The organism is Methanobrevibacter thaueri (genome assembly GCF_003111625.1).
GTDB classification, from domain to species: domain Archaea; phylum Methanobacteriota; class Methanobacteria; order Methanobacteriales; family Methanobacteriaceae; genus Methanocatella; species Methanocatella thaueri.
Map to the genome: position 1 here is coordinate 139,285 of NZ_MZGS01000016.1, position 13,132 is coordinate 152,416.

12 protein-coding genes are annotated in these 13,132 nt (G+C 40.3%); 3 read left to right on the forward strand and 9 right to left on the reverse strand.

Annotated elements, in window-relative coordinates:
- Positions 1 to 22: 22 nt before the first annotated feature.
- From MBBTH_RS02715 to MBBTH_RS02735, 5 genes are all read right to left on the reverse strand, one after another.
- Positions 23 to 361, reverse strand: coding sequence for a P-II family nitrogen regulator (locus MBBTH_RS02715; RefSeq protein WP_116591511.1), 339 nt, complete (start codon positions 359 to 361; stop codon positions 23 to 25).
- Between the two features lie 23 nt (positions 362 to 384).
- Positions 385 to 3,270 carry an excinuclease ABC subunit UvrA gene (uvrA, locus tag MBBTH_RS02720; protein WP_394340194.1) on the reverse strand — a complete coding sequence of 962 codons (2,886 nt, stop codon included), beginning with the start codon at positions 3,268 to 3,270 and terminating at the stop codon, positions 385 to 387.
- A 137-nt stretch (positions 3,271 to 3,407) separates the two neighbouring features.
- Positions 3,408 to 5,372 (reverse strand): excinuclease ABC subunit UvrB, encoded by a 1,965-nt coding sequence (gene uvrB, locus MBBTH_RS02725; RefSeq protein WP_116591513.1) that lies wholly within the window; start codon positions 5,370 to 5,372, stop codon positions 3,408 to 3,410.
- A 5-nt stretch (positions 5,373 to 5,377) separates the two neighbouring features.
- Positions 5,378 to 5,668, reverse strand: coding sequence for a hypothetical protein (locus MBBTH_RS02730; protein ID WP_116591514.1), 291 nt, complete (start codon positions 5,666 to 5,668; stop codon positions 5,378 to 5,380).
- A gap of 1 nt (position 5,669) precedes the next feature.
- Positions 5,670 to 6,587 carry a ribose-phosphate diphosphokinase gene (locus MBBTH_RS02735; RefSeq protein ID WP_116591515.1) on the reverse strand — a complete coding sequence of 306 codons (918 nt, stop codon included), beginning with the start codon at positions 6,585 to 6,587 and terminating at the stop codon, positions 5,670 to 5,672.
- A 90-nt stretch (positions 6,588 to 6,677) separates the two neighbouring features.
- On the opposite strand from MBBTH_RS02735, the gene MBBTH_RS02740 reads away from it, so the two are divergent.
- A complete protein-coding gene (locus tag MBBTH_RS02740; protein WP_116591516.1) occupies positions 6,678 to 7,190 on the forward strand; it encodes a hypothetical protein in 513 nt (170 codons plus the stop codon).
- A gap of 18 nt (positions 7,191 to 7,208) precedes the next feature.
- Here the strand turns inward: MBBTH_RS02740 and MBBTH_RS02745 are convergent, their stop codons facing one another.
- Complete coding sequence (locus MBBTH_RS02745) at positions 7,209 to 7,577, reverse strand: zinc ribbon domain-containing protein (protein ID WP_116591517.1); 369 nt, start codon at positions 7,575 to 7,577, stop codon at positions 7,209 to 7,211.
- Between the two features lie 30 nt (positions 7,578 to 7,607).
- Positions 7,608 to 8,105, reverse strand: a complete 498-nt coding sequence (locus MBBTH_RS02750; protein ID WP_116591518.1) for a GNAT family N-acetyltransferase — start codon at positions 8,103 to 8,105, stop codon at positions 7,608 to 7,610.
- 75 nt (positions 8,106 to 8,180) lie between these two features.
- Here MBBTH_RS02750 and MBBTH_RS02755 point away from each other — a divergent pair, with 75 nt between their 5' ends.
- Both MBBTH_RS02755 and MBBTH_RS02760 read left to right on the forward strand, forming a co-directional pair.
- The gene (locus MBBTH_RS02755; RefSeq protein WP_116591519.1) at positions 8,181 to 9,092 is read left to right on the forward strand and encodes an ADP-ribosylglycohydrolase family protein; all 912 of its coding nucleotides are present in this window, start codon (positions 8,181 to 8,183) and stop codon (positions 9,090 to 9,092) included.
- Positions 9,079 to 9,561 (forward strand): hypothetical protein, encoded by a 483-nt coding sequence (locus tag MBBTH_RS02760; RefSeq protein ID WP_116591520.1) that lies wholly within the window; start codon positions 9,079 to 9,081, stop codon positions 9,559 to 9,561. Before MBBTH_RS02755 ends, MBBTH_RS02760 begins: the two co-directional genes overlap by 14 nt.
- 5 nt (positions 9,562 to 9,566) lie before the next feature.
- On the opposite strand, the gene lonB is transcribed toward MBBTH_RS02760, so the two are convergent.
- Positions 9,567 to 11,447, reverse strand: a complete 1,881-nt coding sequence (lonB, locus tag MBBTH_RS02765) for an ATP-dependent protease LonB (RefSeq protein ID WP_243409645.1) — start codon at positions 11,445 to 11,447, stop codon at positions 9,567 to 9,569.
- Between the two features lie 316 nt (positions 11,448 to 11,763).
- A complete protein-coding gene (locus MBBTH_RS02770) occupies positions 11,764 to 12,840 on the reverse strand; it encodes a heparan-alpha-glucosaminide N-acetyltransferase domain-containing protein (protein WP_165814010.1) in 1,077 nt (358 codons plus the stop codon).
- Positions 12,841 to 13,132 lie beyond the last annotated feature (292 nt).

Below are 13,132 nucleotides of genomic sequence, written 5' to 3' on the forward strand. Positions count from 1 at the left end.
GAATTTGAAAAATATAATTAGGTTAAATTGCATCAGAACCCCTTTCGCCGGTTCTGATTCTTATTACCTCTTCCACATCGGAAACGAATATCTTGCCGTCCCCAACCTCTCCGGTTCTGGAATTTTCAACAATGACATCAACGAGCCTGTCCAAATCCTCCTCATTGACAATCAGTTCAAGTCTTGTTTTTGGAATCAGGTCTATGCAACGTTTGGAACCTCGATAGGATTGGCTAATGCCCAATTGCTTTCCCATGCCCTTAACGGTAGAGACATTCATTCCTTCACATCCTGCATCCAGAAGGGCCTCTTTAACATTTTCAAACATTTCCTCTCGAATAACCGCAACAATCCTTTTCATGATATCCTCCCACGTGTAGAAGGCTATTTTCCAATATCCTCAACTAATTCTTTTGCATAAGGAGTGATGTTCTCGTTAAGCATGCGCTCCAAGAACTCACCTGTATAGGTTCCCGCTTGAGCAATCTCCTCAGGTGTTCCGGTAGCGATAACCTCTCCACCGCCATCACCGCCTTCAGGACCAAGATCAATGATATGGTCCGCTGTCTTGATGACATCCAGGTTATGCTCAATGACAACAACTGAATTGCCTGCATCGGTTAACCTGTCAAGCACACCCAACAACCTTTTAATATCGGCGAAATGAAGACCTGTGGTCGGTTCATCAAGAATGTATAATGTCTTGCCTGTACTGGTTCTTGACAGCTCCTTGGCCAGCTTGATTCTTTGAGCTTCCCCACCGGACAGTGTTGTTGCAGGCTGACCGATTTTCATGTAGCCCAAACCGACATCATACAATGTCTGAAGCTTTTTGGTGATTTTAGGAATGTTTTCAAAGAACTCCAAAGCCTCTTCAACAGTCATTTCCAGGACTTCGTAGATATTCTTACCCTTATAACGGATGTCCAAGGTCTCCTCATTGTACCTTTTACCTCCGCAAACCTCACATGGAACATACACGTCCGCAAGGAAGTGCATTTCAATTTGAACGATACCGTCACCTGAACATGCCTCACATCTTCCGCCTTTCACGTTGAATGAGAATCTTCCAGGCTTGTAACCACGAGCCTTTGATTCAGGAGTGTTGGCGAACAATTCACGAATGTCTGTGAAGACTCCTGTGTATGTTGCAGGGTTGGATCTTGGTGTTCTTCCAATCGGCTTTTGGTCAATAGCAATGACCTTGTCAATGTTCTCCAAGCCTTCAATTTCCTTGTATTTGCCTGCGAACATGAATTTCTTGGATAACTTGCCGTGGGCTCCCTTGTAGAGTATCTCATTAATAAGACTGCTCTTACCTGAACCGCTGACACCTGTTACACATGTGAATTTGCCCAATGGGATTTCAACATCAATATTCTTAAGGTTATTCTGCTCTGCACCTATAATCTTAATGAACTTGCCGTTTCCAGGACGTCTCTCCTTTGGAATGTCAATCTTTTTAACCCTTGAGATATATTGGCCTGTCAGTGAGTCAGGGTTATTCATTATGTCCAATGGTGTTCCCTGTGCAACGATCTTACCCCCGTGCTCACCTGCTCCCGGGCCGATGTCGACAACGTGGTCCGCTGACAGGATAGTTTCCTCATCGTGCTCAACGACTACCAATGTATTTCCAAGGTCCTTAAGTCTTTTCAATGCTTCAATTAGCTTGATATTGTCTCTCTGGTGGAGTCCTATACTTGGTTCGTCGAGAATGTACAGTACACCGACAAGGCCTGAACCGATTTGGGTGGCCAATCTGATTCTTTGGGCTTCCCCACCGGACAATGTACCTGATGACCTTGACATTGAGAGATAATCAAGTCCCACTTCAACCAGGAAGCTTAAGCGTTCCTTGATTTCCTTCAGGACCTCTCTTGCAATGAAGTTTTCCCTTTCTGTCAATTCCAAATCCTGGAAGAACTGGTAGGAATCCTTAATCGCAAGGTCACAAACATCAATGATTGACTTTCCGCCGACAGTAACTGCCAGAATCTCCGGCCTTAAACGTTTACCGTCACAGACGTAACATTTCCTGTCGCTCATGAATTTTGAAAGGTATTTTCTTGAATAGCTTGATTTGGTCTCAAAGTACAGCCTTTGCATTCTTGGAACAACCCCTTCAAACTTACGGTTGACCATATATGACTTGTTCCTTCTCTTGAATGTGAACGGTATTTTCTCCTTGCAACCGAAGAGAATAATATCCTGGTTTTCCTTGCTCAATTCCTCGAATGGAGTGTCCATGCTGAATTTGAAGTGCTTTGACACGGCATCCAACATCTGGAAGTAATAGTTTTCCCTTTTGGCTGAACTTGCCCATGGCACGATGGCTCCCTCGTTCAGTGTCAATGACTTGTCGGGAACTACCAAATCAGGGTCGATTTCCATTTTTGAACCGATACCGTTACATTCAGGACATGCTCCCTGCGGTGCGTTGAATGAAAACATCCTCGGAGTCAGTTCCTCAAAGTTGATTCCACAGTCCACACATGCAAAGTGCTCTGAGTATTTTCTCTCATATTCCTCAGCGCCGTCATCAAATAGAACAGTGATCAGACCATCAGTGAACTCGGCTGCAGTTTCTAATGAGTCAACCAGCCTTCTTTTGAAATCAACGTCACGCCTTATCTTTAATCTGTCAACCACCACATCAATATTATGCCTGTAGGTTTTTGCAAGCTCGATGTCCTCATCAAGATTTCTTACTTCACCGTCTACGCGAACCCTTACGAATCCCTTGTTCCTAAGGTCTTCAAGGACATCCTTAAACTGGCCTTTCTTGTCACGGACTATCGGGGACAATATGTGTATCTTGACACCTTCCCCCTCCTCGATGATTGCATCACCAATTTGGCCGATAGTCTGCTGTGAGATTTCCTTTCCACAGTTCGGACAGTGAGGAATTCCTATTCTTGCAAACAATAATCTCAAATAATCATAAATTTCGGTTATGGTTCCAACAGTAGATCTTGGATTTTCCCTTGTTGTTTTCTGGTCGATTGAGATTGCCGGTGACAGACCTTCAATGGATTCCATTTCCGGCTTTTTCATTTGCCCCAGAAATTGCCTTGCATAAGCTGACAGTGATTCAACATATCTACGCTGTCCTTCAGCATAAATTGTATCAAAAGCCAATGAAGACTTTCCAGACCCACTGAGACCAGTAATTACAATGAATTCATCACGAGGGACGCTAACATCAATATCCTGTAAATTGTGCTCACGTGCACCCTTGATGACAATTTGCTTTTTATCTTCGCTCATAATAATCTCCTTAATAATATTAGATAATCCACTATATAAAATACTTTAGAGAGAGCATTTGGCAAGTAATTCAAAACTCTCTATCCCTAAAAAAATCAATGAAAATTTGGCATTTAATCCATTCCAAATAGATATGCCTATTTATCAAAAACCTTTAAGGCATATAATTTATTCCTTAAATCGGCAGCACGCTCAAAATCAAGCCTTGCAGCGGCATCCTTCATGTCCTTTTCAAGGTCCCTGATTAACAAACGAAGCTCATCCTTAGGCATCTTGCTGACATCCGCTCCAACAACCTTGTATTTCTCGTCCTCTTCTGCCAATTTCTCTTTCAATGTTCTTTGAGTTGATTTTGGTGTGATTCCATGAACTTCATTGTATTTCATCTGCAGCTTGCGCCTTTTGAGTGTTATGTCATATGCGTTCTTGACGGAATCTGTCATCTCATCCACATACATTATCACACGGCCGTTGACGTTCCTTGCGGCCCTACCAATGGTCTGTATCAATGATGTCTGATTTCTTAAGAACCCTTCCTTGTCCGCATCGAGAATTGCAACCAATGAAACCTCCGGCAGGTCAAGCCCTTCCCTCAGAAGGTTTACACCGACCAACACGTCAAACTTGCCTCTTCTCAGGTCATCGACAATGTCAATTCTCTCCAATGTGTCGATTTCGGAGTGCATGTACCTTACCTTGACGCCGATTCTTGCATAGTAGTCGGTCAGGTCCTCAGCCATCCTCTTTGTCAAAGTGGTGACCAATACCCTTTCGTCCTTTTCGGCAGTTTTCCTAACCTCTTTAAGCAAATCCTCAACCTGACCTGTAACCGGCCTTATCAATACTTCAGGATCAACGAGACCTGTTGGCCTGATGATTTGCTCAACCACATTGCTTGACTTTGCAAGCTCATACTGAGCAGGGGTTGCTGAAACATAAATCACCTGATTGACAGATGATTCGAACTCATCAAACCTCAACGGACGATTCTCCTTGGCGGAAGGCAATCTGAAACCGTATTCCACAAGTGTCTCCTTACGTGCACGGTCCCCATTGTACATTCCGCGAATCTGCGGCACTGTAACGTGGGACTCATCTATTATTGTAAGAAAATCATCAGGGAAATACTTTAAAAGTGAATAAGGCTTGTCTCCCCATTTACGCCCGGACAGGTGCATTGAGTAGTTTTCGACTCCAGGACAGTAGCCCATTTCACGAAGCATCTCAATGTCGAAACGGGTCCTCTGCTCAAGCCTTTGGGCTTCCAGAAGTTTTCCCATGGCGTTGAGTTCGGCCAATCTCTCTTCCAGTTCGTTGCTGATTTTTGATATTGCGGTGTCCATCTTGTCCTGGCCCACAACGAAGTGCTTTGCAGGGAAGATCATGTACCTTTGAAGAGCTTCCTTTTTCTTTCCTGTGACCTTGTCGATAATGCTTATGGCATCTATCTCATCGCCGAATAGCTCGATTCTTATAGGAGGGGTTCCATGAACGGGATTGATTTCAATTACATCCCCTCTGACACGGAATTGACCACGGGCAAACTCGATGTCATTGCGTTCATATTGCATGAACACAAGTCTTGAGAGGATTTCAGACCTGTCGTAAATGTCCCCAACAGCTATTCCAAAGGCGAATTCTCCATAGTCTTCAGGAGAACCTATACCATATATGCAGCTCACGCTGCTTACCACAATGACATCATCCCTTGAAAGCAATGACTGTGTGGCGGAGTGCCTCATTATGTCTATGTCGTCATTGATTGACGCTTCCTTATCGATGAATGTGTCAGTCCTCGGCACGTAGGCCTCAGGCTGATAATAATCGTAATAGCTGACAAAGTATTCCACCGCATTGTCAGGGAAGAACTCCTTGAATTCCTCATACAGCTGGGCGGCCAAGGTTTTATTGTGTGAAATGACAAGGGTTGGTTTTTGGACTTTTTCAATGACATTCGCCATTGTAAAAGTCTTTCCGGAACCGGTCACACCTAGAAGTGTCTGTTCCTTTAAACCATTCTTTATTCCTTCAGCTAAAGAGTTAATGGCTTTTGGTTGATCACCCAATGGTTTATAGGGTGATTTTAGCTTGAATTCCTTCATGGTATCTAGTTTAAGATTGTAACATTGAAACTAATGTGTGTATAGCTTGGTGAACAGCATGGGGTGACCTTCTGGTCCCTTACAACCAGTTCGCCATAACCCTTTAAGTCCTTTTCCAAGTCCCTTATTATGTTTGGAATGACTTCAGTGTTGTAAACCTTAAGGGAACCCAGAAATATGGTTTTTGCGGCCATGTTCATCACTGATACGCTTTCCACAACATCAGGTTCAGAGTATTTTTCTAGAATATTGTTTGATTTGTCTATAAGTTCCTTTTTGATGTTTTCCTTATCCATATTATTGCCTCAATGCATCTGCAATTGCCTTTGCAATAGATACACGTGAAGTGTCAGATGATAAACTGTTTGTTCCAATAATCTTGTTTGCACCGGCCTCATAGATTCTTGTAGCGCCGTTGTTGGTCAAGATTGGATGTACACAGCACACATCGACTGATGATGCTCCATACTGTTTTAGGATGTTTATCGCATTGACTATTGTTCCGCCTGTAGCTATAATGTCGTCAATGATTACCGCATGCATTCCTTTTACGGAATCCACATTTACGGTGTTTTCACTTTCACTATCGCATCTGACATCGACTATTTTTGTCTCTACCTTATCCGGCCCTAATCTGACTTTTGTAAGGTAAGTGCAGTCACAGCCGATTATTTCTGAAATTTCCTGTGCAAAGCCGTATGCTCCCTTATCAGGTGCGATGATCAATGGTTTTTCATTGGTTTTCTTGAAGAACTTCTTGTCCAGGTATTCTGCAATGGCAGGCATTGCTGATATGTTCCTTGCAGGAATATCAAAGAAATTCAATACGCATTCCTCATGAATGTTGAATGTGATGAACTCGTCGGCTCCTGCCGCCTGGATTAAGTTACAAACGATTTTAGCGGAAATTGTCTCGCCAGGGTTGAATCGTTTCTCCTGTCTTGCATAACCCATGTATGGAACGACAGCCTTAACCTTCTTTGCACCCAAATCCTTAAGATTTGAAATCATGAACAACAGTTCCATCAAATTTTCATCTTGAGGATACCCTGTTGACTGAATGACAGTAACTTCTTTGCCTTCAACATCTTTAGGAATCCTCAAATACCTTTCTCCATCTGGAAACTTCTTAGTTTCAACATAACATAATTCTTCTCCAAGTTCACGGGCAACATGAGCCGCTAAATCTTGTGAGGATGAACCGCCTATAATCACAATATCACCAAAATTTTTATGAGATTATATATGTTTTTGATTATTAAAAAGGTTAAGTATTAATATATAAAGTTTCATAAAAAACTAATTATGAATAAATTACATGCAATCCTATTAGCTATCGTTGCAATAGTGGTGATATTCCTAATTGCAACTATTGTTAGTCCGATTTTAATTGTTGCTGAGGATTCAACAGAGGATGCGAGTATTGATATGGCAGCAAAGTTTTCCCTAGGCGGCTTTGAATGGGTCTATCCCGGAAGCTCAATGAATGCTGAAGGCCAAACCCTGCACAATGTGCACATAAATCACCCTGAAGACCCGTATGGAGCAGCCCGTGATATCATTACCTATTCCTATGGATATACTCCTCACCTAATCGTTAGCGTGAACAATGATGCTGCTCAGGCCATTTTCGGATCCGGCATTGTTGATGACATTCGTGCAAATGACGGTTACTACGGATATGCCGGCAATGGTGGAGTTTCCGGTTCAATGTCCAGAGGGGACGCTGTGGATACAGCAATGGCTAACAACGGAGCAAACCTATTTGAAATTCCAATACAGATTTTAATGGGAAATGTAAGATTTATTCCAGTCTAATTTCCCATATTACTTTTTTTAATGTAACATCACGTAAAATGAGAGCGCCACACCAACCAATGAGATTAACAGCTGAATTATGCCGTGTTTTCTGATGGTCGGATGTCTTGACTGGACAAGATAGAAAGGCATGAAAAATCCGAAAAACGCGAAAGTAGCCATTTTGGTGTTCTTTGCCAAAACCCCTACAATGAAACCGCTCCATGAGAGAAAAATAGTGATTATATAAGATATGGCAATCGCTTTCTTGTTGATTTTGATGTCTTCAGGCTTTATGACCATGAAGTTTCTAGGCTGAACACCCTCAATCAACGGATTTCCGCATTTTGCGCAGAAATCATAATCGTCCTGATTAACAAATCCGCATTTTTCACATTGTCTTGTCATTATTTAAAATTAACATTTTCTTAATATAAATTATTTTTCCAATACCATGGCAATTTCCCTGAAAGGCTGGTTCAAATAGTCAATGTTTGACATTTCGGCGTGAAATTCAAATCCCAGTTTTTCCAATACCCTTCTGGAGGCCATATTTTCAATTTTAAAAGTGGCATAAATCCTTTCAATACCCAAATCATTGAAAGCCCTTTCTATCAATATTCGGGAAGCCTCGGTCGCATAGCCCCTTGATTGATATTCCTCAGCCACCCAATAGCCAAGCTCTGCCGAACCCTCACCCCACCAGTGATTGCCGTCGGGATGAATCAGAAGCTCGACACAGCCGATTGGAATGTCATCATTAACGATTGCATAGCATTCAGGCCTGCAGAATAGGGTTTTTATGATTGTTAGACTATTCTCCACACTTTCATGAGGTGGCCAGCCTGCAATCGGCCCAATATTGGGATTTTTAGCGAAATGATACAGGCATTTTGCATCCGATTCTCTCCAATGCCTCAATTCTATATCTGTCATTGGTTAAAATTTTGTTTTAGAATTTAATAAACCTAATCACACAATTTAATAACAATGAACGACATAAGTAATATCATGAAAGTTAAAGATGGAATTGTCGGTTTAATAGTTGGGGACGCTTTAGGCGTTCCTGTAGAGTTTAAATCAGGATATGATCTTAGCCAAAATCCTATCACAAAAATGGAAGGTTATGGAACTTATAACCAACCTGCAGGAACATGGTCTGACGATTCAGCCATGACCCTTGCCACAATGCACAGCATAGTCCAAAAGCAGGGCATCGATTATGAGGACATAATGGACAAATTTGTAGCCTGGTATAGTGAGGCAAAATACATGCAGGGCAACAGCACATTTGACTGTGGAGTTACCACATCAAGTGCAATATCCAGATATGTCGGTCAAAACACTCCTGCATTGGAATCAGGATGCAAAGGGGAAAGGGACAACGGTAACGGGTCTCTAATGAGAGTCCTGCCATTGGCTTACGTCAAGGACATTGACTATGAGACAATCGAAAACGTTTCAGGCCTGACCCATGCACATCCAAGGTCCAAAATCGCTTGCGTATTATATGTTGAGATGGCCAAATCAATGCTTGAAAATTCAGGATGGACAATGGAGGAACACATATTTTCAGCATGCGACAAGATCAAGGAATACTATAAGGATTCACCTGAACTTAAACACTTTGAAAGAATATTCAACAATGATTTGGAAATCGTAAGTGGAAAGGGATATGTAATCAGCACTTTTGAAGTTGTTGTCCGCTGTTTATTAATCACCGAAAATTATGCCGATGCAGTTCTTGAGGCAGTCAACATAGGCATAGATACCGACACCAATGCCGCAATTTGCGGAGGGTTGGCTGGAATCTATTACGGTTTTGACTCAATACCTGTAGATTGGGTGAATGAAATAGACAGAATTGATGAAGTGCTTTCATTATGTGAAAGATTCGAGGCATTTTGTGATGAATCTCAGTGAAACCATTAAAAATATCAGGGCTACATGCGATAATTATATAGACCCTGATTTGCTTTCTTTCATAATCGATGATGATGGCTACATGGGGACAAACAACATCCTTGAAATCAAGGGATACGGCATCACCCCCGACGACTCATATGAGGAAAGGCTTCTCAAGATTCATGAAAGCGAAAACGTATATCTGCCGTTGGGCATGATGACATTCATGCCTATAGTGAATGAATGCGACATCTTTTCCGTTGATGACTACTCCCTGCAATTGACAGAAGATGAATTCAAGCTCTACGGCGACGAAAAGGAAAGATTATTCGGAATTTTAATTAAAAAAGGCTCAAATGAATATTTGATTGGAAAATCAGATACATGCAGTTGCAGTGTTGACTCAAGCTTTGAGGAATTTGAAAAAACAGACTGCGAATTCTATAATATAATCGAAAAAATAGTAAAAGAAAAAATAATAGATTAATCCAACTAGTTTGTAGTTGGATTGTTAATACTTGTTTGTGGAACTTTTTCTGCAACTTTTGAACCGATATTTTTCATTTTTTCAATCAGTTTATCCTTGCTGGATCCGCTGATTAGAATGTTTTCCAAAACATCACTCAAAGTTTCGGTTGGAATGATTTCAATCATGTCTTCGTATTTCTTCTCAATCATCACATCTTTAAGGTTGGATTTTGGAATCAATACCTTTTTCATTCCAGCCTCTGCAGCCGCTTCGATTTTTGCGGTTGCTCCACCAATAGGCATTACATCACCACGTACGTTAAGTGAACCGGTCAATGCAACGGTCTGGTCAATTGGAATCTCTTCAATTGCAGATATTACAGCTGTTGCAATGCTCACACTTGCGGAGTCACCTTCCACACCGTCATAGGTCTGGATGAACTGAACGTGAATGTCATAGTTGGAAATGTCCTTGTTAGTGTATTTCTTGATTAATGCACTTACGTTTTGAACGGATTCCTGTGCGATTTCACCCAATTTACCGGTAGCGATTATTTGACCACCGCTTTTTGATTGTGTCGGTGCAGCTTCCGCTGCAATCGGTGAAACGATACCGCTTCTGTCACCTATAACTGCAAGACCATTTACAAGACCGATTCTGCCTCCTTCGGCAGATACCATACTGTAGTCTTTTCTTTGCATAATGGACCTGTCAGCTATTTGCTGTTCAAGGGTTCTTGCGAATCTTTTAGCCTCGACAACATGTTCTGCGGTTACGATTTCCGCTCCTTTTTCAATAGCCACATCTCCGGCGGACCTTACCAGTCCACCTAAATCCCTAAGCCTTAGGGTCAATGCATCCTGCTTTCCGGACCTTCTTTTTGCTTCCATGATGATTTCATCCAATGCATCCGGAGCAAAGTGAGGAATTCTTCCATCGTTTTTAACTTCCTGAGCTACGAATTGGACTAATTTTTCACGGTTTTCGGTTGTATCATCCATGTAATCCTTCATGAACACTTCATAACCATATCCTCTGATTCTGGACCTCATAGCAATGTGCATTCCTTCTAAAACTTGAAGGTTTCCTGATGCCACAAGCACAAAGTCACATGGTACAGCCTGGGATCTTACCATTGCACCACTTGAGTTCTCGCTTTGACCTGTGATTGCGTATTGCTTTTCCTGCATTGCAGACAATAATTCCTGTTGGGTTTTCATGCTCATTGTACCGATTTCGTCAATGTATAAAACCCCTTTATTTGCCTTGTGAATCATTCCCGCTTCAACACGTTCATGTGCAGGCGTGCCTAACCCACCGGATTGGTATGGGTCGTGACGTACATCCCCTAACAATGCTCCTGCGTGAGCCCCTGTAGCATCCATGAACGGTGCGAATCTGGACTCCTCATTATTTACCAATAATTTTGGAGACATGTTATTGGATTTCGGTTTTATTTGAATTGATATCAATAAGATTAACGCTGCCGCAATGATTGATTCGAGTAATCTTCCATACATGAATCCGATTACCAGTATTCCTCCGATTGCGAACATTGTAATTATGGTCTTTCTTTCTTCATGGCCTTTTGCTGAGCCTTTTGTTGCTCTAACTATTTTTTTACCTTCCCCTGCTGGGACAGATCTTACTAATGGGTGGTTGTTGTCTTCTATATTAGGGTATACTAATATATCTTGAAGAGTTTCATGTGGTAGAATTTGTGCCATACCTTTTGCAAGCATTGATTTTCCGACACCAGGATCACCAATTAACAAAACGTTCCTTCTCTGTTTTGCAGCTTTTTTAATTGTTTCAATTGATTCTTCGTGTCCAATCACTTGATCAATTAATAAAGGTGGGACTTCTATATCTTGTGAACTTTTGATATTATTATAATCTAACATAGGTTTGGTTTCTTCACTTTCACCGGTCTCTACGACTTCCGGCTCAAGGATTACTTCATTAGTAGAATCTTCGATTGATTCTTGTTCTTCAAATTTCATTAACAAACCTCACTTCTTATAAAATTCATCATTAAACAATTAAGTTTCCTATACTATATAAATATTTATTAAAGTCCGGACATATAAAAAGTTTTCTATTTTAGTAACTTTTATTTACTAAAAGATGTGCATCCTGAACAATCCAATTTGCTCCAGACCACATATTTCAGCCATTTGCATTAAAAAAAAAATAATAAAAAGAAATATGTTCAACGATTTAATGACTGCGCATTTTTGCAATCTTCCTATTTCCCATGGCCAACAAAGTGGACAGGATTAAAACAACTATTGAAACAATAGTAACGCTCAAATCATTGAAAACTATTCCTTTTACCAAATAAACAATCACAATAATAAATAGCGGAATAAGGAACCACTGGGCTATATAAATTTCATTAATATGCCTGCTTAAAGTAGCTGCAATATCCTTAACTTTCTGAGGCAACTTATCGCTAATGGTATAGAAGAATCCCATTGCCCCGTGAATATATATTAGACAAAAGAAAGCATCGATTGTGGTCATATAGTAATAATGAGCATCATCAACCAAGAAGGCTCCCGGTGCACTCATTGAGAAATAGAAATAGATCAACGGGATTATGAAGAATACCGGCCAATACTTAAAGAACTTGTCCTTATATGCTCTTATGAAATACTGTCCCCAAACATACCCAATCACAGGGAAAATAAACCAATTAAAGAACGGGAATGTTGTGAAATGAAGCTGAGTACCTACTAAATATCCAAACAGCAGATTATAAAGATTGCTGTCAAAAGACAACATTCTCACAAAACTTCCAATAACAGACAACACCAATGCGAACAAAATCATTTGCCTGTTGCTAATGTTAAATTTCTTGAAAATACCAAATACAATAAAGCTTAAAGCCGCAAATTCCAAAATATCCACTGTAAACATGACCAATCCCCCATATATTGGGAAAAGGGTCCAGTCATTCAATAGGTAGCCACATAAAAAATGAGCCATTACGAATTCTCCAAAATCCACAAGAATTCCTAAAAACAATAGGCTTATACCCCTTTTTATCATTATGTCACTTTGACTACGCCTTGAATATGCAATACCCACACCCATACAGAACATGAATAATGGGGCGCACATAGGTCCTCCAAGGAAATCGTTAATTGCATGATAATAAAGTGGGCTGTATGAAGCACTAAAAGTCTCCGCAAACAGGAGACAATGAACAAAAACCATGAATATGATGGAAAATCCTTTTGCTAAATCCAAATCAACTTGCCTTCCGACATTAATTTTTTCGGAACTAAACATTTTTTCTGAACAAAATTTTCCTATCATAATTAATCATTTGGTAATATACTATTTAAATATAATTACATGAAAAAAAAATGTCTAATCGATTATAATAATAAGTCATATCAAAAAAATAAAAATTATTAAAATTCAATTACATTAAAAAAATTAAAATTTAATAATTCTTATTGATAAAATAAAAGAATTATAATGAAAAATAGACAATAATATATATTATAAATTGATATATTAATTATTGTAAGGTAAATTTTCAATAATTTATTCTTGCTAATCGATTTTGAAGGTATGA